The organism is Thioclava sp. PTB-PU3-1 (genome assembly GCF_055666785.1).
This window is the reverse complement of sequence record NZ_JBVNVL010000002.1, coordinates 620,686-644,580: the sequence shown is the minus strand read 5'-3', so window position 1 is coordinate 644,580 and position 23,895 is coordinate 620,686. Positions and strand designations below refer to the sequence as shown.

General features: G+C 64.5%; 26 protein-coding genes. 3 read left to right on the top strand and 23 right to left on the bottom strand.

What is annotated here, in order from left to right; genetic code table 11:
• Positions 1-66: 66 nt before the first annotated feature.
• The 10 genes from ACZ7GB_RS08565 to ureE form a co-directional block, all read right to left on the bottom strand.
• Positions 67-561 (bottom strand): DUF6647 family protein, encoded by a 495-nt coding sequence (locus ACZ7GB_RS08565; RefSeq protein WP_472158303.1) that lies wholly within the window; start codon positions 559-561, stop codon positions 67-69.
• Positions 562-650: 89 nt separating this feature from the next.
• The gene (locus ACZ7GB_RS08560) at positions 651-1,124 is read right to left on the bottom strand and encodes a c-type cytochrome (protein ID WP_472158302.1); all 474 of its coding nucleotides are present in this window, start codon (positions 1,122-1,124) and stop codon (positions 651-653) included.
• A 219-nt stretch (positions 1,125-1,343) separates the two neighbouring features.
• Positions 1,344-2,039: an urea ABC transporter ATP-binding subunit UrtE gene (urtE, locus tag ACZ7GB_RS08555; RefSeq protein WP_075776995.1), complete on the bottom strand. Its 696-nt coding sequence runs from the start codon at positions 2,037-2,039 to the stop codon at positions 1,344-1,346.
• Positions 2,040-2,055: 16 nt separating this feature from the next.
• Entirely contained in the window at positions 2,056-2,826 is a 771-nt protein-coding gene (urtD, locus tag ACZ7GB_RS08550; RefSeq protein WP_078541842.1) for an urea ABC transporter ATP-binding protein UrtD, read from the bottom strand.
• Positions 2,823-4,046: an urea ABC transporter permease subunit UrtC gene (urtC, locus tag ACZ7GB_RS08545; RefSeq protein WP_078601645.1), complete on the bottom strand. Its 1,224-nt coding sequence runs from the start codon at positions 4,044-4,046 to the stop codon at positions 2,823-2,825. Before urtC ends, urtD begins: the two co-directional genes overlap by 4 nt.
• Before the next feature lie 91 nt (positions 4,047-4,137).
• The gene (gene urtB / locus ACZ7GB_RS08540; RefSeq protein ID WP_472158301.1) at positions 4,138-6,120 is read right to left on the bottom strand and encodes an urea ABC transporter permease subunit UrtB; all 1,983 of its coding nucleotides are present in this window, start codon (positions 6,118-6,120) and stop codon (positions 4,138-4,140) included.
• A 58-nt stretch (positions 6,121-6,178) separates the two neighbouring features.
• On the bottom strand, positions 6,179-7,483 hold the full coding sequence (gene urtA, locus ACZ7GB_RS08535; protein WP_472158300.1) for an urea ABC transporter substrate-binding protein: 1,305 nt from the start codon (positions 7,481-7,483) through the stop codon (positions 6,179-6,181).
• Positions 7,484-7,748: 265 nt separating this feature from the next.
• The gene (gene ureG, locus ACZ7GB_RS08530; protein ID WP_472158299.1) at positions 7,749-8,375 is read right to left on the bottom strand and encodes an urease accessory protein UreG; all 627 of its coding nucleotides are present in this window, start codon (positions 8,373-8,375) and stop codon (positions 7,749-7,751) included.
• Between the two features lie 9 nt (positions 8,376-8,384).
• Positions 8,385-9,065 carry an urease accessory protein UreF gene (locus ACZ7GB_RS08525; RefSeq protein ID WP_472158298.1) on the bottom strand — a complete coding sequence of 227 codons (681 nt, stop codon included), beginning with the start codon at positions 9,063-9,065 and terminating at the stop codon, positions 8,385-8,387.
• Positions 9,016-9,540 (bottom strand): urease accessory protein UreE, encoded by a 525-nt coding sequence (gene ureE / locus ACZ7GB_RS08520; RefSeq protein ID WP_472158297.1) that lies wholly within the window; start codon positions 9,538-9,540, stop codon positions 9,016-9,018. Before ureE ends, ACZ7GB_RS08525 begins: the two co-directional genes overlap by 50 nt.
• Before the next feature lie 70 nt (positions 9,541-9,610).
• Here ureE and ACZ7GB_RS08515 point away from each other — a divergent pair, with 70 nt between their 5' ends.
• Positions 9,611-9,961, top strand: a complete 351-nt coding sequence (locus ACZ7GB_RS08515; RefSeq protein WP_472158295.1) for a hypothetical protein — start codon at positions 9,611-9,613, stop codon at positions 9,959-9,961.
• Between the two features lie 8 nt (positions 9,962-9,969).
• Here ACZ7GB_RS08515 and ureC read toward each other — a convergent pair whose 3' ends face one another.
• The 7 genes from ureC to ACZ7GB_RS08480 all read right to left on the bottom strand — a co-directional run bounded on the left by ureC (position 9,970) and on the right by ACZ7GB_RS08480 (position 14,416).
• Positions 9,970-11,676, bottom strand: coding sequence for an urease subunit alpha (gene ureC / locus ACZ7GB_RS08510; protein WP_472158294.1), 1,707 nt, complete (start codon positions 11,674-11,676; stop codon positions 9,970-9,972).
• Positions 11,676-11,981, bottom strand: a complete 306-nt coding sequence (locus ACZ7GB_RS08505) for an urease subunit beta (RefSeq protein WP_078520264.1) — start codon at positions 11,979-11,981, stop codon at positions 11,676-11,678. The genes ureC and ACZ7GB_RS08505 overlap by 1 nt, the downstream gene beginning before the upstream one ends.
• A 4-nt stretch (positions 11,982-11,985) precedes the next feature.
• The gene (locus tag ACZ7GB_RS08500; protein WP_152844786.1) at positions 11,986-12,165 is read right to left on the bottom strand and encodes a hypothetical protein; all 180 of its coding nucleotides are present in this window, start codon (positions 12,163-12,165) and stop codon (positions 11,986-11,988) included.
• Between the two features lie 59 nt (positions 12,166-12,224).
• On the bottom strand, positions 12,225-12,527 hold the full coding sequence (locus ACZ7GB_RS08495) for an urease subunit gamma (RefSeq protein WP_152844785.1): 303 nt from the start codon (positions 12,525-12,527) through the stop codon (positions 12,225-12,227).
• Between the two features lie 9 nt (positions 12,528-12,536).
• Entirely contained in the window at positions 12,537-13,361 is an 825-nt protein-coding gene (locus tag ACZ7GB_RS08490; RefSeq protein ID WP_472158292.1) for an urease accessory protein UreD, read from the bottom strand.
• A gap of 138 nt (positions 13,362-13,499) precedes the next feature.
• The gene (locus ACZ7GB_RS08485; RefSeq protein ID WP_078520267.1) at positions 13,500-13,961 is read right to left on the bottom strand and encodes an Lrp/AsnC family transcriptional regulator; all 462 of its coding nucleotides are present in this window, start codon (positions 13,959-13,961) and stop codon (positions 13,500-13,502) included.
• Positions 13,958-14,416 (bottom strand): Lrp/AsnC family transcriptional regulator, encoded by a 459-nt coding sequence (locus ACZ7GB_RS08480; protein ID WP_078520268.1) that lies wholly within the window; start codon positions 14,414-14,416, stop codon positions 13,958-13,960. The genes ACZ7GB_RS08485 and ACZ7GB_RS08480 overlap by 4 nt, the downstream gene beginning before the upstream one ends.
• A 29-nt stretch (positions 14,417-14,445) precedes the next feature.
• Between ACZ7GB_RS08480 and ilvC the strand changes: the two genes are divergently transcribed.
• Positions 14,446-15,564, top strand: a complete 1,119-nt coding sequence (gene ilvC / locus ACZ7GB_RS08475; protein WP_472158290.1) for a ketol-acid reductoisomerase — start codon at positions 14,446-14,448, stop codon at positions 15,562-15,564.
• 63 nt (positions 15,565-15,627) lie between these two features.
• Here the strand turns inward: ilvC and ACZ7GB_RS08470 are convergent, their stop codons facing one another.
• Positions 15,628-16,233 carry a hypothetical protein gene (locus ACZ7GB_RS08470; RefSeq protein WP_078604543.1) on the bottom strand — a complete coding sequence of 202 codons (606 nt, stop codon included), beginning with the start codon at positions 16,231-16,233 and terminating at the stop codon, positions 15,628-15,630.
• Between the two features lie 161 nt (positions 16,234-16,394).
• On the opposite strand from ACZ7GB_RS08470, the gene ACZ7GB_RS08465 reads away from it, so the two are divergent.
• Positions 16,395-16,787, top strand: a complete 393-nt coding sequence (locus ACZ7GB_RS08465; RefSeq protein WP_472158288.1) for a hypothetical protein — start codon at positions 16,395-16,397, stop codon at positions 16,785-16,787.
• Between the two features lie 128 nt (positions 16,788-16,915).
• On the opposite strand, the gene glmM is transcribed toward ACZ7GB_RS08465, so the two are convergent.
• The 5 genes from glmM to ACZ7GB_RS08440 all read right to left on the bottom strand — a co-directional run bounded on the left by glmM (position 16,916) and on the right by ACZ7GB_RS08440 (position 23,828).
• Positions 16,916-18,259 carry a phosphoglucosamine mutase gene (gene glmM / locus ACZ7GB_RS08460; RefSeq protein WP_078548038.1) on the bottom strand — a complete coding sequence of 448 codons (1,344 nt, stop codon included), beginning with the start codon at positions 18,257-18,259 and terminating at the stop codon, positions 16,916-16,918.
• Positions 18,256-19,275: a dihydropteroate synthase gene (gene folP, locus ACZ7GB_RS08455; RefSeq protein WP_472158287.1), complete on the bottom strand. Its 1,020-nt coding sequence runs from the start codon at positions 19,273-19,275 to the stop codon at positions 18,256-18,258. Before folP ends, glmM begins: the two co-directional genes overlap by 4 nt.
• A 40-nt stretch (positions 19,276-19,315) precedes the next feature.
• On the bottom strand, positions 19,316-20,236 hold the full coding sequence (locus tag ACZ7GB_RS08450) for a dihydroneopterin aldolase (protein WP_078520272.1): 921 nt from the start codon (positions 20,234-20,236) through the stop codon (positions 19,316-19,318).
• Positions 20,237-20,350: 114 nt separating this feature from the next.
• Complete coding sequence (locus tag ACZ7GB_RS08445; RefSeq protein ID WP_078541858.1) at positions 20,351-21,031, bottom strand: cell wall hydrolase; 681 nt, start codon at positions 21,029-21,031, stop codon at positions 20,351-20,353.
• A 256-nt stretch (positions 21,032-21,287) separates the two neighbouring features.
• The gene (locus ACZ7GB_RS08440) at positions 21,288-23,828 is read right to left on the bottom strand and encodes a putative PEP-binding protein (protein ID WP_472158285.1); all 2,541 of its coding nucleotides are present in this window, start codon (positions 23,826-23,828) and stop codon (positions 21,288-21,290) included.
• Positions 23,829-23,895 lie beyond the last annotated feature (67 nt).

The window sequence follows — 23,895 nt, the reverse complement described above, 5'->3', positions numbered from 1 at the left end:
GGTTGGCAACAATCCGCTTACAGGAATGTAATCTTGGGAACCTTTTGCGATCTCGCGATGCGCGTACTACGGGTGACGGTCCGAGGGACAGCGCGCATGCAGGTAAATCTCGACCCATTCAAAGCCCGGATCGATTCCCCGCTCGGCCAGCCACGCCTCCTGCAGACGGTAGGCCTCCGGCTCGGCCGCTGCCGGACAGGGCCAGTCGCGCGCATGAAACTGAGCACGATGGATCAACTCATGCAACAGCGAGGAAAGCTGCATCGGATCGCCTTCGGACCAAGGCCCGACAAGGAAGATTCGATCCTCCACCAGATCATAGGCCGCGCGCAGATCGGAATCGACCAGAAGATCGTGTCCCTCATAGGTGATGACCTCCCCGCTCTGGCACATGAAGATCGCAGGCGCGCCCTGCGGCAACGTGTAGTCGCTATGCGCCTCGATCCAAGCGGCGAGCGCCTCCGTCACGGCATCGGGCACAGACATCGGCAGCGGCGCGGGACAGGCCCCGCCCGCTGCCGGACATAACAGTGCAAGCCCTATGACGATGGCTCGGATCATCACGCCTCCTCTCCTGACAGGATAGCAGTTGCGTGCGGATCTCGGAATTGATGCCGATCATTCGTGTCGACAGCGCAAACAGCGCCGCCCTATTGCGGCATCATCGGCGGCGCCATCACGATATAGGGCGTCGTCGGGGCCTCCCCCGGCGGCAAGGCCTCGGGCATTGGCTCCCCCGGCTCCCCGAGCGATTTGATATACTGGTAAAGCGAGCGCAGATCGCTCTCGGGCATCGCATGCACGTTGTAGAACGGCATCGGCGGTTTGGCGTCGAAGGTCTTCGCGTATTCCACGAAACCGTCCTCGTCCATGTCCTTGATCTCGAGGCGCAAATTGACCGCGTAGGTCGTGCCCCACGGCCCCTGCCAGCCAAGTGGCACGCCTTTGAGCGCCGCCTCCGGGTCGATCTTTCCACCGGACTCGTTATACCCGGCCGTGTGGCAGTCGTGGCATCCCGAGGTGATCGAGACCAGTTTGCCCCGCTCCACCGAGACCTCCTGAGCAACCACAGCCGAAGAGCTGGCCAGCGCGCCAAGCGCGGCCAGAATAAGAACGCGTTTCATGGGTTTCTCCCTCCCTAACAGACGCGCCCCTCCCGGCGCGCCTCTCCCTGAGGTCCGGCCTTACGTCCAAACAGACCTGACCTTGCGGAAAGGATGCGCCCAAAGGGGCGAGTCGGGCAATTAGATAAAAGACAGGGCCTCGCAGCCGTACTCAGGCAACGGACAGCGATGAGGCACAAACCTCGCGAAGGCGCCGCGGAGCGGGCTGCGCCGTCTGCCTCAGACGCTGACAACCTCGCGCAACGCCTCGCGCGTCAGAGTCTCTTTCGTCCCCTCCATCGCGACCGCGCCGCGTTTGAGCACGTAGAAGCTATCGCCCAGATCATGCGCGAAGTCGAAGTACTGCTCGACCAGCACGATCGCCATATCGCCCTTCTCGCGCAGATAGGAGATCACCCGCCCGATCTGCTGGATGATGTTCGGCTGAATGCCCTCGGTGGGCTCGTCCAGGAGAAGCAGCTTCGGCTTCATCAGCATCGCGCGGGCAATCGCCAATTGCTGCTGCTGCCCGCCCGAGAGGTCCCCACCCCGGCGATTGAGGAAGTCCTTCAGGATCGGGAAGAGCTCGTAAATCTCGTCCGGAATGACATGCTCGGATTTCGGCAGGCAGGCGAAAGCCGTCTCCATGTTCTCGCGCACCGTCAACAGCGGGAAGATCATCCGGCCCTGCGGCACATAGCCCAGCCCCGCCTTCGCCATCGCCTGCGGCGGCACGCGGCCCATCTCGGCGCCATCGAGCGTGACAGACCCGCCCGAGCGCAGATGCGTCCCCGAGATCGCCTTCAGCAGCGAGGTCTTGCCCACCCCGTTCGTGCCCATGATGCAGGTCACCTCGCCCGCACGCGCCACCATGTCGATCCCGTGCAGGATCTGGCTGCCCCCGTAATGGAGCGTCAGCCCCTCGGTCTTCAGCATCGCGGGTTTTGTCAGATCAGCGGCCAAGATACACCTCGATCACGCGTTTGTCGGCGGTCACATGGTCGAGCGAGCCTTCCGCCAGAACCGACCCCTCATGCAGCACCGTCACCTTGCAGTTCAGACGGCGCACGAATTCCATATCGTGCTCGACCACGACCACCGCATGATCGCGCGCCAGATCGACCAGCAGCGCGGTGGTCTGCTCGCGCTCGGCCAAGGTCATCCCGGCGGCGGGTTCGTCGACCAGCAGCAGCTTCGGCTCCTGCGCGAGCAGCATCCCGATCTCCAGCCATTGCTTCTGCCCGTGGCTTAGCTCGCCTGATTTGCGCGGCAGCTGATCGGCGAGACCCACCTGCGCCGCGATCTCTTCGACGCGCGCACGATCGGCATCGCCGGCCTTCCAGCCCAGCACCGCGAAGGGGCTGCGATTGGCCTTCAGCGCCATCATCAGGTTCTCGGTCACGGTCTGATCCTCGAAGACAGTGGGCTTCTGGAATTTCCGTCCGATCCCGATCCGCGCGATCTTCGCCTCGTTCAAACGCAGCAGATTGGTGGAGCTTTCCCCCCACAGCACAGAGCCCTCGTCGGGCCGGGTCTTGCCGGTCACGATATCCATGAAGGTCGTCTTGCCCGCCCCGTTCGGCCCGATCACCGCGCGCAGCTCGGTCGGGCCGATATTGAAGCTGAGATTGTTGATCGCCTTGAACCCGTCGAAGCTGACGGAGATGCCCGAGACCTCCAACAGGGTCTGCGCCCCTGCCCCCGGTTTGATCGCGACATTCATTCCTGCGCCTCCTCTTCCCGGAAGGAGCCCTTATCCGGCCCGAGCGGCGCGCCATGGCGGTTCGGACGGCGAATGCCCTCGAACAGATCGATCAGCCCCGACAGCCCCTTCGGTGCGAACAAGGTCACCAGCACGAAGGCGAGCCCCAGCAGCACCTGCCACCAATCGACCCAGTCGATGGTGTAGAAACCCAGCGGCAGATCGGGCACACGCCCGCCGGTGAACCAACTCGAGACGATGGAGACGAAGGCCGCCCCCATCACCGCACCATAGAGCCGCCCGCGCCCGCCGATCGCGACCCAGACCGCAAGGTAGATCGACGCGATGGGCGCCATCTCGCCCGGGTTGATGATCCCCGCCTGCGGATAATAAAGCGCCCCCGCGATGGCCGCGATCACCGCCGTCAGGGTGAAGACGAACAGCTTGTAGCCCTCGACCGAATAGCCAAGGAAGCGCACCCGCGCCTCGTCATCGCGAATGCCGCGAATAACCGAGCCGAACTTGCCCGACACGATCAGCGACGCCGCGATATAGCCCAGCCCCAGCGCCAAAGCCGAAGCCCAGAGGAACCAGATCGACAGATGATCCTGCCCGGCGCTTACGCCCGGAATGTTCTGCAGCCCCGAAAGCCCGTTATTGCCGCGCAGCCCGCTCTCGTTCTGGAACAGGTAGAGCGACAGCGCGAGCGTCATCGCCTGCGTCAGGATCGACAGATACACGCCCGTCACGCGCGACCGAAACGCGAGCCAGCCGAAGATCAGCGCCAAGAGCCCCGGCACCAGCACCACGAACAACAGCTGCATCGGCAGGTTGCCCGCGAAGGTCCAGATCGCGGGCAGATCGGAGCCGCCGACCACGCCGAAAATCTGCGTGCCGATCGCGTCATTGACCTCCTGCGGCGTCATCGGGAACTCGCCTGCGGATTTCAGCACGATGTCGCGGGTGCGCTCATACATGAGCCACATGCCGATCATGTAGCCGCCCAGCCCGAAGAAGGCGAAATGGCCGAGGCTGAGGATGCCCGTATAGCCCCAGACCAGATCCATCGCGATGGCGATCAGGCACAGGCACAGCGTCTTGCCCAGCGTCTTGACCATCGAGGTCGAGATCGCCCCCGGCCCGTAGGCATGGGAGAGGAAGGTGACGCCCAGCGTGAAGACCGCGAGGATCAGCAGGAACCACAAAACGGAGGGGTTCTTGGCGAGAAATCCGGATTTCATATCTGCACCTCGCGCCCAAGCTGGGGGGCCAGCCCCCCAGACCCCCCGGGATATTTCAGGCAATTGGAAGGGAAAGCGGTCTGTCTCATACTCAATCCCCCGCGGCCCGGCCCTTGAGCGCGATGATGCCGCGCGGGCGGAACTGGATGAAGATGATGATGAAGAGGATCATGTAGGTCTGCGCCGCGAGCGTATTCGACGGGTTGAGCCATTCGATCCCCTTTTGCAGCACGCCGATCAGCGTGGCGCCCGCCAGCGTGCCGAAGATCGAACCGACGCCGCCGACCACGACCGTCATGAACGACTGCACGATATAGTCCTGCCCCATCTCGGAGGTGACTTTCGCGAAAAGCCCGATGGCGACGCCCGCGATCCCGGCGATGCCAGACCCAAACCCGAAGGCGAGCATGTTGATGCGATCCGGGTTGATGCCCATAGACGCCGCCATCGACGGGTTCTGCGTGACCGCGCGGACCTCCAGCCCGAGGCGGGTCTTGCGCATCACCCAGAGGTAGAGGGCGAGGAAAATCAGCGCGAGCACGAAGATTGCGATGCGGATATAGCTGATCGACACCACGTCATTGAGCGTCCACGCCCCTTCCAACCACGGCGGCGAGGTCAGCGGACGGGCTTGCGTGCCGAAGATGTTCTTGAACAGCTGCTGGAGCGCGATCGAAATGCCAAAGGTCGCCAGCAACGTCTCGAGCGGGCGTTTGTAGAGGTACCGGATCACCAACCGCTCCATCGCGACCCCGGCGCCGAAGGTGATCGCGAAAGCCAGCGGCAGCGCGATCAGGATCGACAGCGTGTAGTCCGGCACGAAAAGCTGCACCACATAGCCGGTATAGGCGCCCATCGTGATGAACTCGCCATGGGCCATGTTGATCACCCCCATCACCCCGAAGGTGATCGCGAGCCCGATGGCCGCGAGGAAATAGATCGAGGCCAGCGAGAGCGCATCGAGGCCGAGATCGACCGTCTGCATCCCCGCCACCGTGCGGCTCACCCGGGTCAGCGCGGCCTCGGCGGCGGTGGTCACCTCCGGGTCTGGCTCGGCATAGATATCGGCGTATTGGTGATCGGCGACGAGTTTCTCAGCCTCTGCATCGGTCAGACGTGTTGGCACCTCGCCGGCAGCGGCCAGCGTCGCATAGGCCTCCTCGCGCTTGACCGGATCGGCCATCGCGGCCAGCGGCAGCCCGCCCACCTGACCGTTCTCGACATGCGCGGCCAAAGTCTGCTGCATCTGAGAGGCCGATATCCGCGCGGGCGCCAAATCGGCGCTTACCAGCATCTCATAGGCCTCATCCTCCGGGATATCGCGACCCGGCTTGAGCGTCTCCGCGACATTGCCCTCGGGCGCGCCCTCGAACACCTTGCGGGTCGTCGCCACCAGCGGGTTCAGCGTGGCGCGGAAATCCAGCCCCAGATCGGCCCCGAAACTGTCGATCGCCGCGACGCGCTCCTCGGCATCCTTGCCGAAGCGGATCGTCAGCAGGCGTTCCAGACGCTGTTTCTGCGCCTTGATCGCGGGATCGGGCTCGTCGGGGATCGACGCGCGCAGCGGCTCCAGATGCGAGGCCTCGCCATTGCGGTCGATCGCGGTCAGCGCCTCGCGGCGTTTCTTCGGATCGGGATCGCTCAGCAGAAACCGCACCAGCGCCACGCCAATCTCGGCCCGCACACCGGAATTCGGCTTCACTTCCTTGATGTCGGATTTCGGCGCGGTGCCGGCAGGCTCTCCGGTGACCGGATCGCTCAGCTCGTATTCGCTGCCGGATTTCTTCACGATGAAGAAGGCGCCGTCGCTTTCGCGCAGCCCGACGCGCTTGTCGGACCAGGCCTGCAGGAAGCGCGAGGCCCCCTCGCCCGAACCGGCGACCGCCTCGATGACCGGGCCGACAGTGCGGCGCGACGGCTTGGCGATCTGCTTGGCATAGTCCTGAAGAACGGCGCGCAGCCCCGTGGCTTCGCTTTGCGTGGCCTCCGCCTGCGGCGCGTCGCCCGCGTCCTGCGCCAGCCCCGGCAGAGCCAATGCCAGAACAATCCCGAGCGCGATCAAAAACTTGCGCATCCCGTCCCCTTAGGATGAAACGGCCGGGAGAGGCGCACCCCTCCCGGCCAAGACACGATCAGTAGTTCGATTTCTTCTGAACGCAGGTTTCGGTCTCGGTGTTGTACATGCCGCAATCGAGACCCGGCCAATCCGACTTGAGCACCGCCGATTCCGGCAGGAAGTCGGTCCAGGCGTCGCCCGGCACGGGGTCGGTCTGCGAGATGATGTCGAACTGACCGTCTTCCATGATCTCGCCGATGAGGACCGGCTTGGTCAGGTGGTGGTTCGGCAGCATCTTCGCGGTGGAGCCGGTGAGGTTCGGGAATTCCTGCCCCGGCATCGCGGCGATGACTTCGTCGACATTGGTGGAGCCGACCTGCTCGACCGCCTGCACCCACATGTTGAAGCCGATATAGGTGGCTTCCATCGGGTCGTTGGTCACGCGGCTGTCGTCGCCGGTGAAGGTGTGCCACTGCTTGATGAAGGCCGCGTTCTCGGGCGTATCGGCGCTCTCGAAGTAGTTCCACGCGGCCAACTGACCGACAAGGTTCTTGAGATCCGCCTCACCCAGACCGGACAGTTCCTCTTCGCCGACCGAGAAGGCCACGACGGGGATGTCCTCGGCGGTGATGCCCGACGCTGCGAGCTCTTTGTAGAAGCCGATATTCGCGTCGCCGTTGATCGTCGAGATCACGCCGACCTTCTTGCCGTCCGCGCCCAGCGCCTTCACGTCGGAGACGATCTTCGACCAGTCCGACTGACCGAAGGGCGTGTAGTTCACGAAGATATCTTCCTTCGCGATGCCCTTGTCCTGCAGATAGGCTTCAAGAATGTTGTTCGTGGTGCGCGGGTAGACATAGTCGGTGCCCAGCAGCGCGAATTTCTCGACGCCAAGTTCTTCGAGGAAGTAGTCCACCGCCGGGATCGCCTGCTGGTTCGGGGCCGCACCCGTGTAGAACACGTTGCGCGAGCTTTCCTCGCCCTCGTACTGCACCGGGTAGAACAGCAGACCGTTGAGTTCCTCGAGGACCGGCAGAACCGATTTACGCGACACCGAGGTCCAGCAACCGAAGATCACGTCGACCTTGTCCACGGTGATCAGCTCGCGCGCCTTTTCGGCGAACAGCGGCCAGTCGGAGGCCGGGTCGACCACGACCGCCTCGAGCATCTTGCCGTTGATGCCGCCTTTCTTGTTCTGCTCTTCGACCAGCATCAGGACCGTGTCCTTCAGCGTGGTTTCCGAGATCGCCATCGTGCCCGACAGCGAGTGCAGAACGCCAACTTTGATCTTGTCGTCCTCCTGCGCGAAGGCGAAGCCCCCGCTCATCGACATGGCCCCGGCCAGAGCCGCAGACATCATAAGTTTACGCCGATTGATCATTTCATTTCCCTCGTTAGCGTCGACCCTGCGCGGCCCTTCATGGGCTCATTCTGCAGGTGCCGAACCTCCACTATTGGTAACGGTCGAGGCCATCCCTCCGACCAGGGGCGCACAGCCGAGCGCCTCCGACATCCAATCCCTCGCGCTGCGACGCGGCAAAAAATTCCCGCATCACGCAGCAAAAAACCCGCCGAATGGGCGGGTCTGCCGAAGTTTTCGCACAAATTGTGACTTTTTGCCCAATAAACGGGCAACTATTTCGTTATCAGGCTGGAATCGGTTTCAGTGCCAAACCACCCTCGCGCTCGAGAAATGCAACGATCTCCTCGATGCCCGCACCTTGGCGCAGCCGCGCCATGACATAGGGCTTCGACCCGCGCGCGGTTTGCGTATCCGCCTCCAACTGCGCCAGATCGACCCCCACATGCGGTGCGAGGTCCACTTTGTTCACCACCAGAAGGTCGGACTTGGTCAGCCCCGGCCCCCGCTTGCGCGGGATGTCCTGCCCCGCCGCCGTGTCGATCACATAGATCGTCAGATCGGCCAGTTCCGGCGAGAAGGTCGCGGCCAGATTGTCGCCGCCGCTCTCGATCAGCACCAGTTCCAGATCGGGGAGTTGCGCGGTCAGATCGGCAATGGCCGCAAGGTTGATCGACGCATCCTCGCGGATCGCGGTATGCGGGCAGCCCCCCGTCTCGACCCCGCGGATCCGTTCGCCCGGCAGCACCTGCGCGCGCATCAGCGCCTCGGCATCCTCGCGCGTATAGATGTCGTTCGTGACAACCGCCATCGACACGCGCGCGGCCAAGGCCCGCGCCAGCTGCTCGGTCAGCGTGGTCTTGCCCACGCCCACCGGTCCGCCAATTCCCACGCGCAAAGGTCCGTTGCCCATATCCTCACCTCAAGTCTTGAAGAGACGCACATCGAGCGTCTCGTGTTTCATGGCCGAGACCTCGGCGCGAAAGGCGCTGAAGCTCAGCTCCGTCAGTTCTGCCTGCGCCGCGCGTGCCGCGATCTCGGCGATTTTCCCGTGCAGCTCGCTCAGAACCGTTTGTCCCGCGATTTGCCCCAAAGGAACAAGCCGTATCGCCGCAGAGACAAGGTTCGACGCGAAAGAATGCTGGAAAAGGGAAATCACCTGCGCGGCCGGCATGTCCAGATCGCGCGCCGCCTCGGCCAGTGCGACCGGCAAGATCCGCGGCGGCAGCTCGACGCCCCGCAACCCCGCCTGCGCCAGCGTGAAGGCCGCCCCCTGCTCTGCCGTTTCGCGCAGCCGCTCGGCCGAGCCTGCCATCGCACGCCCCAGCGCATCCAGCTCGTCGAGATCGCCGCCGCGCAGCCCGCGGGCCAGCAGCACCGCATCCGACCAACCCGCGCCATGCTCCAGCACATCGCCCAGCCATATCGCGAACCCCGCCGCATCCCCGATCTCGCCCGCCGCCACCGCCTGCTCCAGCCCATGCGAATAGGCGAACGCCCCGGTCGGAAAGGCCGGGGAGAGCCATTGCATCAGGGACAGAGGCGCGGTCGGATCAGGCATGGTCGTGATGGTGGTCGTGGCTGTGCGAATGGTCGTGGTCATGGGAATGCCCATGGTGATGCGAATGCCCGTGCTCATGCCCCATCGTGCGCCCCATCCCGTAGGCGCCACCCTCGGGTTGGAAGGTCTCGACCGCGGGCGACACCTCCGCGCCCAACTGCTTCAGCATAGCTTCCAGCACATGATCGGCGCGGATCACCAGCCGCTCCGCCTCGATCTGGCAGGGCGTGTGACGATTGCCGATATGCCAAGCCAGACGCGTCAGATCGCCCGTCACCACCAGCACCGGCTCCAGCGCCGGGCGCACCTCGATGAACCGCCCGTCCTCCAGCACGAAGGCCTCTCCGCCCGTGAGGTTCGTAACCTCCGGCAGATCCACGAGAAATCCCGCGCCCGAGCCCGCAACCAGCCGTTTGCGGCGCAGAAACCGCCCCTCGTAATCCAGCGCCACATAATCGACCGCCGCCTGCCAGGCACCTTTCGGCGCCACTTTCTCGGCCTTGGGATAATCGCTCATTCTCTCGGCTCCCCTTAACGCTTTCTCAAACCTCCGACCGCAGACTGCTCTGCAGCAAAGGAGTCTTTCAATGTTCCACCATTGCTTCGAACCGCGCACTCCCGCGGACGAGCTGGCCCAGATCCGCGCGCAGATCGCACAACTCAAACGCCGCGAGGCAGAGCTGCGCCAGGCCTATCTTACCCAGCCAGACATGCCCTGTCTCGGCCGCTGGACGAAGGTGGAGATCGTCACCAGCCGCCGCCAGGTGCTGGAGCCGCGCCTGCTGCCGCCCGAAATCCGCTCCGACCCGGCCTTTCAGCGCGAGAAAGTGACCCGCACGCTGCAGACCCGACCGCATGATCCGACGCGGAACCGCCTGCCCGAACTCGTCCGGGACAGACCCGTCAACGTCGGGCTGCGCCTCGTATCGGGCGGCTGACGCCATCCTCAGAAGAGGAAGTATCGCTGTGCCAGCGGCAGAACCTCCGCGGGCGCGCAGGTCAGCAATTCGCCATCCGCGCGCACCTCGTAGGTCTCGGGATGCACGTCGATCTCAGGCGTCGCCGCATTGTGGATCATCTGCGCCTTGCCGATGCCGCGCGTACCCTCGACGGCAAGCGTCTGCTTTTGCAGACCAAGGCTCGCCGCCAGCCCGTTGGCCTGCGCCGCCTGACTGACGAAGGTGACGGAACTCGCATGCCGCGCGCCACCCAGCGCCCCGAACATGTTGCGCGTATAGAAAGGCTGTGCCGGGATCGACCCGTTCGGATCGCCCATCTGCGCCGAGACAATCGAGCCCCCGATCAGCACCATCTCGGGCTTCGCGCCGAAGAAGGCCGGGTTCCACAGCACCAGATCGGCGCGCTTCCCCACTTCGATCGAGCCGATATGCTGGCTCATCCCATGAGTGATCGCCGGGTTGATCGTGTATTTCGCGATGAACCGCTTCACCCGCACGTTGTCATTGTCGCCCTGCTCTTCCGGCAGACGCCCGCGCTGTTTGCGCATCTTGTCCGCCGTCTGCCAGCAGCGAATGATCACCTCGCCCACACGCCCCATCGCCTGACTGTCCGAGCTGATGATCGACATCGCGCCCATGTCATGCAGGATATCCTCGGCCGCGATCGTCTCTTTCCGGATACGGCTTTCGGCAAAGGCCACATCCTCGGGCACCTTGTTGTCGAGGTGGTGACACACCATCAGCATATCGAGATGCTCTTCGATCGTGTTGCCGGTATAAGGCCGCGTCGGGTTCGTCGAAGACGGGATCACATTCGGCGCGCTCACCACTTTCAGGATGTCCGGCGCATGGCCGCCCCCCGCGCCTTCGGTGTGGAAGGCGTGGATCGTACGTCCCTTGATCGCGGCGAGCGTATTCTCGACGAAGCCGCTCTCGTTGAGCGTGTCGGTGTGGATCATCACCTGCACGTCCATGTCGTCGGCCACCGACAGGCAGCAATCGATCGCGCCCGGCGTCGTGCCCCAATCCTCGTGCAGTTTCAGCGCGCAGGCGCCGCCCTCGACCATCTCGACCAGCGCCTCGGGGCGCGAGGCATTGCCCTTGCCCGACAGCGCGAGGTTGACCGGCAGCGCGTCGAAGCTCTGCAGCATCCGCGCGATGTGCCAAGGCCCCGGCGTGCAGGTCGTGGCCAGCGTGCCATGCGCGGGGCCCGTGCCGCCGCCCAGCATCGTCGTCATCCCCGACGCCAGCGCATCCTCGATCTGCTGCGGGCAGATGAAATGGATATGCGCGTCGAACCCGCCAGCGGTCAGGATTTTCCCTTCCGCGGCAATAACTTCCGTCCCCGGCCCGATGATGATGTCGACATTCGGCTGGGTGTCGGGATTGCCCGCCTTGCCGATCGCCACGATCTGCCCACTCTTCAGGCCGACATCCGCCTTGTAGATCCCCGAATGGTCCACGATCAGCGCATTGGTGATGACCGTATCGACCGCGCCGCCCGCACGGGAAATCTGGCTCTGGCCCATGCCGTCGCGGATCACCTTGCCGCCGCCGAACTTGACCTCCTCGCCATAGGTGGTCAGGTCGCGCTCGACCTCGATGATCAAATCGGTATCGGCGAGCCGCACCCGGTCGCCGGTGGTGGGGCCGAACATATCGGCATAGGTGCTACGCGAGATCGTGGCCGGCATCAGAGCGCCCCCATAACTTTCTGATTGAATCCATAGACTTCACGCGAGCCGCGATAGGGCACCAGCCGCACTTCGCGGCTCTGGCCCGGCTCGAACCGCACCGCCGTTCCGGCCGCGATGTCCAGACGGTAACCGCGCGCGGCGTCCCGGTCGAACTCCAACCCCGGATTGGTCTCCGCGAAATGGTAATGCGAGCCGACCTGCACCGGGCGGTCGCCGGTATTGGCGACCATCAGCGTGATCGCCTCGCAGCCCTCATTCAGCGTGATCTCGCCCGCCGCGGGCAGGATTTCTCCGGGGATCATCGGCTCACTCCTTGTTGCGACGCAGGGCGCGCGCCAGTTCCGGCCCGACATAGGCGACCGCTGCGAGCGCGAGCAGCCCGATCAGCGGACCGTCGTGGAAGAACCATGTACTCCCCGCGCTATGGCCGGGATGGGCCAGCGCGGCAGTGGGCGCGAGAACGGCGAGAGCAGCTACAAGTTTCATCGGACGGCCTTTCATTAGAAAAACTTATTTCGGGTCGGTCTGTATAAGCTGAACTTATCTCAGCGGATCGGATGGTGGACGGTGACGAGCTTCGTGCCGTCCGGGAAGGTCGCTTCAACCTGAATGGAATGGATCATCTCGGGGATACCCTCCATGCATTGATCGGCTGAGATCACCCCTGCCCCCGCCTCCATCAGATCGGCGACAGAGCGGCCTTCGCGGGCCCCCTCGACGACGAAATCCGAAATGATTGCAATGGCTTCCGGGTGATTGAGCTTCACGCCGCGTTCCAGCCGACTGCGCGCGACCATCGCGGCAACGCTGATCAGCAGCTTGTCCTTTTCCCTCGGTGTCAGGTTCATCGTATTCCCTCAGATCTGCCACACGCGCGGCGCCGCTTCACCGCGTCGCAACGTATTGAAAAGTCGTATAATTTGTCGCCGCATCGGCCAACCGTCCCGCGCGAGCAGGCGAATGACGCATTTCCCGTCGAACCCCGAAGCCGCGCCCTCGACGCCCGGCTCATCGAGCACCGCGCGTACGGGCTCTACCGCGTCTTCCGCACCTTGCTCACACAGGACGAGCGTCGCAAAAGCGCGCGCCTCGCCCAGAACCGCGCTGCGGGCGCCTTTGGCCAAAATGTTGGAATTCAGCAAGAAGGGCTCGAAAAACACAGGCTTTCCAGCGCGATCGATCCGGCGCATGTCGAAAAACTGCAAGTCCTGCACCTGCTCACCCATCGCGATCCGGCCCAGAACCACCGCCTCGAGCATCAAGCAGGAAGCATCGGCGGCCAGCGAAATCGTCGTGTCGCGCGCAAGTTTCGAGCGATCGAACAGGATCGTCTCCTGCGGCAGCCAATCGAGATGGCACCCGGTCCCTACGTTGTGATGCACCTCGACCTGCGCCTGATCACCGTCGGCGCGATAGGCGCGCTCGGCGGCTTGGGTCGTCGCCACGAGCTTCGCGCCATCTTCCAGATCGGTCTTGTAGGAAAGCCGGTCCCCAGAAGCCAAGCCACCGGAAGTATTCAGAAAAACAACTTCTGCCGCGCCCGGAACGCGCGGCAGAATGGCTTTCGCGGACCCGCTTTGATGGAGACCGGTCAGCCGTGCACCGGAGAAAGCGGCCCGCGCCACGCCGCGCGAACGCTGCATCTCTACCGCAGCTTTGGTCTGAATTTTCGCGTCGAACATGGGTCCCTCCCTCCCGATCCAAAACCGCACCAACGGAGCGGTCCATGCCTTGCTCGCGCAGATTTGGCTTTGACCAAGGCACAACGGCAGCTGCGCCCATTTCACGCGCAGTTTGCCCAATTTTTCAACCGCAATGAATCAACCCAGGGGGCCGGGACGACGTTCTTCGTTGAGCAGTACATTCGCCTCGACCTGCCCGACGCCGGGCAAGGTCATGATCCGACGCCGCAAAACCCGTTCGAAATCGGGCAGATCGCGCGCAGTGACGCGCAGCCGGTAATCGAAGAGCCCGAGGACGTGCTGCACAAGCTGCACCTCCGGGATCGCGGTCACTGCGCGTTCGAAATCCTCAAGGCTGACGCGACCTTTCGCGGCGAGCTTCACGCCCAGAAACACCGTCACGCCGAAGCCCAGCGCCTCGGGATCGACGATCACACGGCGCCCCGCGATCACGCCCGCCTCCTGCATCCGGCGGATTCGGCGCCATGTCGCGGGCTGAGAGAGCCCGAGCTTGCGCCCCAACGCGCCCGCGCTCTGCGTGGAATCGCGGCTCAGCGCCCGCAGCAGCTGGCGGTCGAAATCGTCGAGATCGAGGCTCATATCGGCAGCTCCGCACTGGATTTGATCGTCGAGATCAGCATCAGGGCGTCGAGTTCGGCGATATGCGGCAGGGTCAGAATGCGGTTGCGGTAGATCTCCTGATAATGCGCCATATCGCGGGCGATGACCTGCAGGCGCATATCTGTGGAGCCGAGGAAGCTTTGGATTTCAATGACTTCCGGAACCTCTCGCGCGGCGGCGGTGAATTCGTCGAAGGCGCGCGGGTTGGTCTTATCCAAGGTGAAGCGCAGGGACACCTCGACCGCCCAGCCGAGCGCGTGCCAGTCGATCAGCGCCTCTTCGCCACGGATCACGCCGCCTTCGCGCAGCTTCTCGATCCGGCGCCAACAGGTTGCGGGTGTGACGCCTGCGCGCTCGGCCAGCTCGGCCGAGGGGAGACCCGGCTCCGCCATCATCTGACGCAATATCCGCCGGTCGGTATCGTCGATCTGCATGATTTTTCCGATTTTATCCAAAAACGCGAATGACTTTTATCCTCTATAGCGGATACACTCAACTTCTGAACGCACATTCGCGCAGAACCTTCTATTCTCACCCTCAGACAAGAAGGAGGAACGCCATGCGCGTCTATTATGATCGCGATTGCGATGTGAACCTGATCAAGGACAAGAAAGTCGCCATTCTCGGCTACGGCTCGCAGGGCCACGCCCACGCGCTGAACCTGCGCGACTCGGGTGCGAAGAACGTGGCCGTTGCGCTGCGCGACGGCTCGCCCTCGAAAGCGAAAGCCGAAGCCGAAGGCCTGCAGGTGATGGGTATCGCGGAAGCGGCTGCCTGGTGTGACGTGATCATGTTCACCATGCCCGACGAACTTCAGGCCGAGACCTACAAGAAGTACGTCCATGACAACCTGAAAGACGGCTCGGCGATCGCGTTCGCCCACGGCCTGAACGTGCATTTCGGCCTGATCGAGCCGAAGCCCGGCATCGACGTGATCATGATGGCGCCGAAAGGCCCGGGTCACACCGTGCGTGGCGAATACACCAAGGGCGGCGGCGTGCCCTGCCTCTTCGCGGTCGAAAACGACGCGACCGGCAAGGCGCAGGACATCGCGCTGAGCTACTGCTCGGCCATCGGTGGCGGCCGCTCGGGCATCATCGAGACCAACTTCCGTCAGGAATGCGAAACCGACCTGTTCGGCGAGCAAGCGGTTCTCTGCGGCGGCCTCGTCGAGCTGATCCGCATGGGCTTCGAGACCCTCGTGGAAGCCGGTTACGAGCCGGAAATGGCCTATTTCGAGTGCCTCCACGAAGTGAAGCTGATCGTCGACCTGATCTATGAAGGCGGCATCGCGAACATGAACTACTCGATCTCGAACACCGCCGAATACGGCGAGTATGTCTCGGGTCCGCGCATCCTCCCCTACGAGGAAACCAAGAAGCGCATGAAGGACGTCCTCACCGACATCCAGACCGGCAAATTCGTGCGTGATTTCATGCAGGAAAACGCGGTCGGCCAGCCCTTCTTCAAGGCGACCCGTCGCATCAACGACGAGCACGAAATCGAGCAAGTCGGCGAGAAGCTGCGCGCCATGATGCCCTGGATCTCCAAGGGCAAGATGGTCGACAAGTCGCGCAACTGATCTGCACGACAGCGACGAGATAGGACCCCCGGCCTATGCGCCGGGGGTTCTTTTTTGCGGGGGTTACACCCAGTAGCTGGCGCCGTTGGCCATGTTCATCGTCACGCCCCAGGCGAGGTAGAAGAGCCACACGCCGGTCAGCAGCTGGAACACGCCGCCCGCCTTTTCCGCCGTCTCGCTATTGGTCCAACGCGCGCCGAATTCGGCGAGATAAATCAGCATCAGGCCGATGAAGAGGATCGCAGCGGGAATGTCGCCATTGCCCCAGAACGAGATCGTGCCCATCGCGCTCAACCCGAACAGCGGGATCGCCATCCACGCCTCGGGCCCGGGATCGGAATGGGTGTAGCGACGCAGGCCGATGACGAACCAGTGGATGCCGTAGAGCGAAAAGGCGACAGCCGCCATGTAGAGCGGCGCGGCATTGGCGAAGACCGGAAACCATGTCAGGCCGATCATCAGGTAGATGCCGGTCAGAAGCTGGCCGAACCCGCCAAGGAAGATACCCCAGAGACCCAAGGTTCGCTCCTGCGCCAGCGGGTCGCCGGACCAGCTCGGGCCGTTCGCGACGGCCGCGCCGCCCTGGACGAAATAGTTGATCGAGAGCGATAGGAAGCCGATCGCGAGCGGCCAGAAATCTGATGTGGGAAAAATGGATGATTGGTCCATGACGCACCTCCGGTAAATATCGCCCCTCCATTGCTCCAAAGCCGCGGAAGGCCTTGAAGTTCAGTCACGTTTTGGTCACTCCAGACGCTGACCGCGGCAGCGCGTCGCCTTGCGGGGCTACGGGTTTCTTGTCACAGTTCCGCGAATTGAAAGGGAAGCAGATGGCCGAACCCGACCACGAGGAACTCGAAGCGATCTTCGAGGAGCGCGCAAAATTCTTCACCCCGAAATGGTTCGGCGATCTCTTCGCCGGACGGCTCGCGCCGGGGGACACGTTCTGGGCGGGCAATTACGGGCCCGCGCTGGTGGTGGTGCCGTTGATCGTGATCCTGGCGCTGTTCACCGCGCTGATCTCGCCGGGCCATCTTGGTGCGTTCTTCGGAAGCTTCGCCGTGGCCGCCGGCGTTTACCGGATCGCGGTGCTGATCGGTCTGACCCGCTCGGTCTGGCGCGCGGAGGCGGGACCGACATTCTGGCGCTGGGTCGGCGTGCTCTGGACCGTGTTCGAAGCGGTCGCCCTGATCTGGCTGGGGCTGGACCTCTTCGGCGGGTAAGAAAAAAGGGGGCGCGCGGCCCCCTGCTTCGCTCTTTCAAAATATCCCGGGGACGGCCGCAGGCCGGGGGCAGAGCCCCCTCATTCTCCGGTGATTGTCGCCCTACGGCGGCTGGGCAGCGCCCCCCCTTACGCGGTTTCGGCCTCGACGGCGGCGACGATGCTGTCGACGGTCGCTTCCAGCAGCCCCTCGTCCTCGCATTCCGCCATCACGCGGATCAGCGGCTCGGTGCCGGATTTGCGGATCAGCAGACGGCCCTGACCGTTCAGACGGGTCTCCGCGTCCAATATCGCTTTTGCAACATTATCGGCGCTCAGAGGCTCCTGTCCCGCCTGATACCTTACATTTTTCAACATTTGCGGCACAGTCTCGAATTGCCGCACGAGGTCGGAGGCGCGCAGCCCGGTCTCGACCATCGCTGCGAGGAATTGCAGCCCCGCCATCAGGCCGTCGCCGGTCGTGGCGTAATCGGTCATGACGATATGACCCGATTGCTCGCCGCCCAAGTTGAAGCCCCCTTCGCGCATCCGCTCGACCACGTAGCGGTCGCCGACCTTGGTGCGCTCGAGCCGCAGCCCCTCGGCCTCAAGGAAACGCTCCAGCCCCAGATTGGACATCACGGTCGCCACCAGCGCGCCGCCCGAAAGCTGACCGGATTCAGCCCAGCGTTTCGCAAACAGCGCCATGATCTGATCGCCATCGGCCACATGGCCGGTCTCGTCGATGATCATCACCCGGTCCGCGTCGCCGTCGAGCGAGATCCCGAGATCGGCGCCATGCGCCACCACGGCCTCGGCGCAGGTGCTGACATGGGTCGAGCCGCAGCCGTCGTTGATGTTGCGCCCGTCGGGCGAAACGCCGACCGGGATCACTTCGCAGCCAAGCTCCCACAGAACCGCCGGCGCCGCACGATAGGCCGCCCCATTGGCGCAATCGACGACCACCTTCAAGTCGGGCTTACGCAGCTTCGGGAAGGTGGTCTTGGCATATTCGACATAGCGCCCCAAACCGTCGTCGATCCGCTTGGCGCGGCCGATATTCTCGGGGCGCGCGAGACGGATATCGGTGTCCAGCATCGCCTCGATCTCGGTCTCGGCCTCGTCGCTGAGCTTGAACCCGTCGGGACCGAAGAACTTGATCCCGTTATCCTTGGCCGGGTTGTGGCTGGCGGAGATCATGATCCCCATATCCGCGCGCATCGAGCGGGTCAGGTAGCCCACGGCGGGCGTGGGCACCGGGCCGAGCAGCAGCACGTTCATCCCCGTCGAGGTCAGACCCGCGGTCAGCGCATTCTCGAACATATAGCCCGAGAGCCGGGTGTCCTTGCCGATCACCACGCGGTGGCCGCGTGAGTCGTCCTGCCGGAAATAGCGGCCCGCCGCAGCGCCCAGTTTCAGCGCCATCTCAGCGGTCATGTTGCCGGAATTGGCCTCGCCGCGGACGCCATCGGTGCCAAAAAGCTTCCTGCTCATTCCTCGAAACCTCTTTTGATCGCGTCCCAGAGCCGGATGCCTTGGGCGATCTCGGCCACATCGTGGACGCGGTGAATTTGAATGCCCTGATCGAGCCCGGCGAGCGTCACGGCCAAAGTGCCGGGGGCGCGGCTATCGGCCTCCTCGGCGCCGCCCACGGCCCCGATGAAGCGTTTGCGCGACACGCCGAGCAGCACCGGGCAGCCCAGCCCGTGAAACAGGCTGAGACCGCGGATCAGGGCGAGATTGTGCTGCGCGGTCTTGCCGAAACCGATACCCGGATCGGCGATGATCGCCTCGCGCGCAATGCCGTAATCCTCGGCCAGCGCGATGCGGTCTTCGAGATAGTCGTAGACGTCGAGCAGCACATCCGTGTAGCGCGGATCGTCCTGCATCGTCTCGGGCAGCCCCTGCGCATGCATCAGGCAGATCGGTGCGCCGGAGACCTGCGCCACCTCGACCATGGCCGGATCGAATTCCATCGCGGAGACATCGTTGAGCATCGCGGCCCCCGCCTCCAGCGCCTGATCGGCGACCAGCGACTTGCGGGTATCGATGGAAATCGGCGCGTCGAAATCGGCATCGCGCAGCGCCGCGATCACGGGCGCGGTGCGGGCGATCTCTTCGTCCTCTTCGACCTCCGTGGCGCCGGGACGCGTCGACTCGCCGCCGATATCGAGAATGTCGGCACCCATCTTGCGCAGCGCGACGGCGCGCTCGATCGCGGCGTCCTCGACGTCGAAGCGCCCGCCATCGGAGAAGCTGTCAGGCGTGACGTTCAGGATGCCCATGATCCGGGGCGCATCGAGCGTGATCCCGGCGACCGGCGTTCGCGGGGCGCACAGCCGCTCCATCACCTCTTCGGGAAGATGGGCTGCGGGGATGATCTCGGGCTCGCCATCGCGGCGCAGAATCTCCATCTCATCGAACCAGCACCAGCCCCCCGCGAGGGTCAGGGCTGTGTCGGGGCGGGCGGAGTCGGTTCGGGCGACGGGTCGATAATAGAGCTTCTCCATGCGCACCATTCACCCGATTGCGCCCGAGAGTTCAAGCCGTTCAGAGCGGGCGCGTCTCGACCGGCACGCGGCTTCCTGCCGGGGCTGAAACAGTCCCGTGAACTTCCAGACGTGTCGCGGCCATCTGCTCGGCCAGCCACAGCGCCAGCGCCATCGCGTCGCGCGCGGGGCTTTTCGGGCCGTCGGTCGCGTCCAGCACGATCTTTGAGGGCGCCCAGACGACCATCTGACCATGGCGCATCGCCCAGTCGATCTCGGTGCGGGTCGCCACCACAACGCAGCGCGGATCGCGGGCCGCGAGCCGCCATGCGTTCTGCTCGATCGCGAGAAGGTCGATGCGGCGCTGCGTGGGCCCCTGCCCGCTTTCAGGCACGGCGCCGTCGGGCAGCCCCACGGCGAGGATCACCGGATGGCCCGTCTCCTGCAGCACATCGAGCCGCGCCGAAAGGTCCGGCGCGTCGATGGCCGCGTTCGACAGATAGGCGACGACCGGGTGCAGGCTTTCCTCCACCCCGCTCTCGTCCACGCTTTTGACCGGGACGGAGGCACGGGAGCGCACGATCTCGACGCCGAGCGCGCCGGGGCCGCGGTCGAGCTTTTCGATCCGTACGAAGACGCGCATCGCTTGCGGGCTGGCGAGGATACGCTCTGCCACGCCGGCCGCGAGCGTCTCCAGCAGGTTCACCCGCTCTTCGGCCAATTCCGCCGCGATCGCCTCGGTGATCCGGTCATAGGAGAGGATGCGATCCACGTCGTCCTCGAGCGGCTCCGGCGTGGGCCGCACCTCCACCACCACGTTGAATTGCAGGCGCTGCGTATGTCCGCGCTCCTGCTGGAAGGCACCGATATCGGCCTCCACCACATGGTCGCGCAGCGAGATGCGATCCCGGGGGTCGGTCGGCGCAGAGGCCGCCGCCCGCGCTTCGGGATGCGAGAAGGCGAGGGAAATATCGGAACTCATGCGCGCCTCGGGAATTTTTCAGTCATGTCGAGCATAGAAAAAGGGCGGACCGAAGCCCACCCTCAACCGTCATTTCATCGCCCGCCCGCGACGCGGGCCCCTGAAAGCGCGGCCTCAGTTCGAGGCGGTGCGCACCGGGTTGGCGTAGAAGATGTGATGGCCGATCGACGCGGTTTTCGCGAAGCGGCGCGACCAGCTCGGGCGCACGGCGCGCGTGTGGAAGTAGGTCGCCCCATCGGTCAGCGAGCGCGGCGCGCCATCGATCATCGCCCGGGCGACTTTCGCGACTTCGGCGTAGGCCCCCTTGTTGCGGACGGTGTCGGAGCGACCGTCGCAATACCAGCTGAACTGGCAGGCGCGCGAATTGCCCTGATGGACAACGCCGCAGATCGAACCGGGGAAGCGCGGATCGTCGACACGGTTCAGGATGACCTCGGCGACGGCCTGCTGGCCTTTCACGCCTTCGCCACGCGCTTCGAAGTAAAGCGCCTGCGAGAGGCATTGGAACTGCTCGCCACCCTTGGCAGCGGGTTGCGCGGCCAGCCACTTGGCCGAAAGGACTTCCGGCAGAGTCGCGTGTTTTTTCGAGCGTTCTGGCGCCATGGTGAGCGCGGTGACGCGTCGTTTGTCGATCGCGCTCATCGCGGAGCGCTCCGTCCACAGGACCGACATCAGTCCTTGTTCGGCGACCTCAGTGGGGTCGTTCGACTGGCTTACCGTGACTTCGGCACGCAAGCCTCCGGCGAGGGCGAGGAGGATGGCAGCACCCCCCGTCCAGCTTTTCAGCAGTGACATGGTTTTCTTCCGATAAGGTCAATCGCCGCGCACCCCCCATTGAGCCGCGACGGCGCATCGCTTACCCGAGCGAGCTATCCATGTCTAGGTTTTCACGAAAAAATGCGCGACCCCCTACGGAGTCACGGCGGAATCTTGCCAAAATGCACGGTGATTTGCGTGCTATGTCCCTGTCGAATCGCATATCGCGACGCGCGAAGATTTGCCAATGGTATTTGAGAAAAACGGCCAAATTTTCGCCTCTGTGACCTTACCTCTAGGGAAAGGATCGTCCACGCGGCGCAAGGAGTGCGAAATGGGCAGCGGCGAGACGAGCGACCGGCACCCGGAAAGGCGAACAGGAGACATAATCGAATCCCGCCGCCCGGCAGAAGGCGATTGATTCGGGATTTCCGCCATGTTCGCCGCAGACCGAGATCGTGACATCGGGCCGGGCGGAGCGTCCGCGCGCGGCCCCGATCAGCAGCAACTCCCCTACCCCTTCGACGTCGAGGATATGGAACGGGTCTTCGCTATAGACCTGCTGGTTCACATAGGTCGACATGAAGCGCCCCGCATCGTCGCGTGAGAGCCCGTAGGTCATCTGAGTAAGGTCATTGGTCCCGAAGGACAGGAAGGCCGCGTGTTCGGCGATCTCACCGGCGCGCAGGGCCGCACGGGGCGTCTCCACCATCACGCCGAGGCGGTAGGTGAAATCTTCCTTGGTCTCGGTGCGCACGGCGGCGGCGACCGCATCGACCCGAGTTTTCACGATCTCCACCTCGCGCGAGGCGGAGACGAGCGGGATCATGATCTCGGGCACCACCTCGGCGCCCCGGCGGAGCGCCTCCACGGTGGCCTCGAAGATCGCGCGGGCCTGCATGTCGTAGATCTCGGGCACGGTCACGCCCAAGCGCACGCCGCGCATCCCCAGCATCGGGTTGAACTCGGACAGGGCCTCCACCCGGCGCGTGACCTCGGACAGCGGACGGTCCAGCGCCTCGGCCAACTCGCGCATCCCCTCGCGGTCATGCGGCAGGAATTCGTGCAGCGGTGGGTCGAAGAGACGGATGCAGACCGGCTCGCCCTTCATCAGCTCGAACAGCGCGCCGAAATCGTCCCGCTGCATCGGCAGCAAGCGGTCGAGGGCGGCGCGGCGATCTTCCGGCCCGTCGGCGAAGATCATCTCGCGCATCACCGTCAGACGGTCTTCGTCGAAGAACATATGCTCGGTCCGGCACAACCCGATCCCGTCGGCCTCGAACATCAGCGCGGTGCGCGCGTCCTCCGGCGTGTCGGCATTGGCGCGGATGCCGATATCGCGCACCAGATCGGCCCAGCTCAGAAGCGTGCGGAACCCGTCATCCAGCGCGGGCGCGAGCATCTCCGCCGTCCCCACCAGCACCTCGCCATTGGTCCCGTCGAGCGTGATCGTGTCGCCCTCGCGGAAGAGCCGTCCCTTGGGGCCGCGGAACTGGCGCTCGCGGCTGTTGATCTCGATCTCGGCGCCGACGATGCAGGGCAGGCCCAGACCGCGCGCGATCACCGCCGCGTGGGAGGTCATCCCGCCGCGTTCGGTCAGCACGGCGACGGCGGCATGCATCCCGCGGATATCCTCGGGCGAGGTTTCGCGGCGCACGAGAATACAGGGCTCGTCGCGCGCGGCAGAGGCCTGCGCGGCGGCGGCCGAGAACACGATCTTGCCGGTGGCCGCCCCCGGAGAGGCCGCGATCCCGCGCGCCAGCACGTCGCGGGGCGCACGCGGATCGACCTGATAGTGCAGAAGTTCGGTGATCGCGCGCGGCTCGACGCGGAGCAGCGCATCCTCGCGAGAGATAACATCGTCATTGGCCAGCGCCACCGCGATGCGCACGGCAGCCCGCGACGAGCGCGGCACCCGCACCGCGTCGATCACATGGACCTTGCCGCTCTCGATGGTGAACTCGATCTGCATCTCTTCGCGCAGCTTCACCCGGCAGCGCGCGCCGTAATCCTTCAACGTGTCGAAGACGCGGCCATCCGCCTCTTCGAGCGAGGCCCCGCGCGGGTCGCGCGTGAGATAAAGCGTCTCGACCGCGCTGGTGCGGCCCTGGCTCTGGCCGCGGAACCGCCCGGTGATCTGCGGCGCGCCGGTTACGCTATCGACGAATTGCATCGTGCCCGAGCCCGACAGGCCCGGCCCGATCCCCAGCGCCATCTCCTGCACCAGAAGCCCCAGCACCGCATCGGGCGGCGCGCCCTTGGCCTGCCGCAGGAGCCGCGCCGTCGTGCCCTCCCAGGCCCGCGCCATGGAACGCAACACCTCGGCCAGCTGCTGGGCGCCCGATTGCGGGAACCGCTCGTCGGTTTCCTCTTCATAGGCGTCGAGCGCGGCTTCCAGCGCGCCCGGCCCGGGCTCTTGCTGGAACATGTCCGGATCGAGCCGCGCCACATGGAGCGAGTAGAGCTGCACGAAGCGCAGATAGAGCGCGTCGGCGGCCTCGCTGCCATGCGTGTTCGACAGCACCGCATGCATGTCGTCATTCATGCCGACATTGAGCACCGTGCCCGGCCCGCCCCATTCGGGATTTTCCGGGCTCGGTCGCACCGAGACCAGCATCTGCGGCCCGAAGCAATCCGCGATCGCGGCCATGTCGAAAACCTGTCCCGACGCGATCGCGCGCACGGTTTCGGCGGGCAGAGCGACGGTTTTCGGGACGGGAAGGTCGAGCCGGATCAGCCGTTGAAGGCATTTCGCGCGCCAGCCGTGGCGCGCCTTATCGACCGACGCCGTGGGCGTAAGGGTCACAAAATCAGCGTTTTCAACGGGTTTCTGCATTGCAGCGCGCCTTCTATCTCGACGCAGGATAGGCTGATTCCCCGCCCTCGCAAGTGTGACATTCGGA

Coding starts and splice junctions, on each gene's coding strand:
- urtA (WP_472158300.1), bottom strand. CDS start 7,483: ATGATCAATCGGCGTAAACTTATGATGTCTGCGGCTCTGGCCGGGGCC.
- ACZ7GB_RS08565 (WP_472158303.1), bottom strand. CDS start 561: ATGATCCGAGCCATCGTCATAGGGCTTGCACTGTTATGTCCGGCAGCG.
- urtC (WP_078601645.1), bottom strand. CDS start 4,046: ATGAAATCCGGATTTCTCGCCAAGAACCCCTCCGTTTTGTGGTTCCTG.
- ilvC (WP_472158290.1), top strand. CDS start 14,446: ATGACTTTTATCCTCTATAGCGGATACACTCAACTTCTGAACGCACAT.
- ureC (WP_472158294.1), bottom strand. CDS start 11,676: ATGCCGGCCACGATCTCGCGTAGCACCTATGCCGATATGTTCGGCCCC.
- urtB (WP_472158301.1), bottom strand. CDS start 6,120: ATGCGCAAGTTTTTGATCGCGCTCGGGATTGTTCTGGCATTGGCTCTG.
- ACZ7GB_RS08525 (WP_472158298.1), bottom strand. CDS start 9,065: ATGACCACGACCATTCGCACAGCCACGACCACCATCACGACCATGCCT.
- ACZ7GB_RS08465 (WP_472158288.1), top strand. CDS start 16,395: ATGGCCGAACCCGACCACGAGGAACTCGAAGCGATCTTCGAGGAGCGC.
- ACZ7GB_RS08515 (WP_472158295.1), top strand. CDS start 9,611: ATGTTCCACCATTGCTTCGAACCGCGCACTCCCGCGGACGAGCTGGCC.
- ACZ7GB_RS08560 (WP_472158302.1), bottom strand. CDS start 1,124: ATGAAACGCGTTCTTATTCTGGCCGCGCTTGGCGCGCTGGCCAGCTCT.
- ACZ7GB_RS08485 (WP_078520267.1), bottom strand. CDS start 13,961: ATGAGCCTCGATCTCGACGATTTCGACCGCCAGCTGCTGCGGGCGCTG.
- urtE (WP_075776995.1), bottom strand. CDS start 2,039: ATGCTGAAGACCGAGGGGCTGACGCTCCATTACGGGGGCAGCCAGATC.
- ACZ7GB_RS08490 (WP_472158292.1), bottom strand. CDS start 13,361: ATGTTCGACGCGAAAATTCAGACCAAAGCTGCGGTAGAGATGCAGCGT.
- ACZ7GB_RS08500 (WP_152844786.1), bottom strand. CDS start 12,165: ATGAAACTTGTAGCTGCTCTCGCCGTTCTCGCGCCCACTGCCGCGCTG.
- ACZ7GB_RS08470 (WP_078604543.1), bottom strand. CDS start 16,233: ATGGACCAATCATCCATTTTTCCCACATCAGATTTCTGGCCGCTCGCG.
- ACZ7GB_RS08445 (WP_078541858.1), bottom strand. CDS start 21,031: ATGTCACTGCTGAAAAGCTGGACGGGGGGTGCTGCCATCCTCCTCGCC.
- folP (WP_472158287.1), bottom strand. CDS start 19,275: ATGGAGAAGCTCTATTATCGACCCGTCGCCCGAACCGACTCCGCCCGC.
- urtD (WP_078541842.1), bottom strand. CDS start 2,826: ATGAATGTCGCGATCAAACCGGGGGCAGGGGCGCAGACCCTGTTGGAG.
- ACZ7GB_RS08440 (WP_472158285.1), bottom strand. CDS start 23,828: ATGCAGAAACCCGTTGAAAACGCTGATTTTGTGACCCTTACGCCCACG.
- ACZ7GB_RS08505 (WP_078520264.1), bottom strand. CDS start 11,981: ATGATCCCCGGAGAAATCCTGCCCGCGGCGGGCGAGATCACGCTGAAT.
- ureE (WP_472158297.1), bottom strand. CDS start 9,540: ATGAGCGATTATCCCAAGGCCGAGAAAGTGGCGCCGAAAGGTGCCTGG.
- glmM (WP_078548038.1), bottom strand. CDS start 18,259: ATGAGCAGGAAGCTTTTTGGCACCGATGGCGTCCGCGGCGAGGCCAAT.
- ureG (WP_472158299.1), bottom strand. CDS start 8,375: ATGGGCAACGGACCTTTGCGCGTGGGAATTGGCGGACCGGTGGGCGTG.
- ACZ7GB_RS08480 (WP_078520268.1), bottom strand. CDS start 14,416: ATGCAGATCGACGATACCGACCGGCGGATATTGCGTCAGATGATGGCG.
- ACZ7GB_RS08450 (WP_078520272.1), bottom strand. CDS start 20,236: ATGAGTTCCGATATTTCCCTCGCCTTCTCGCATCCCGAAGCGCGGGCG.
- ACZ7GB_RS08495 (WP_152844785.1), bottom strand. CDS start 12,527: ATGAACCTGACACCGAGGGAAAAGGACAAGCTGCTGATCAGCGTTGCC.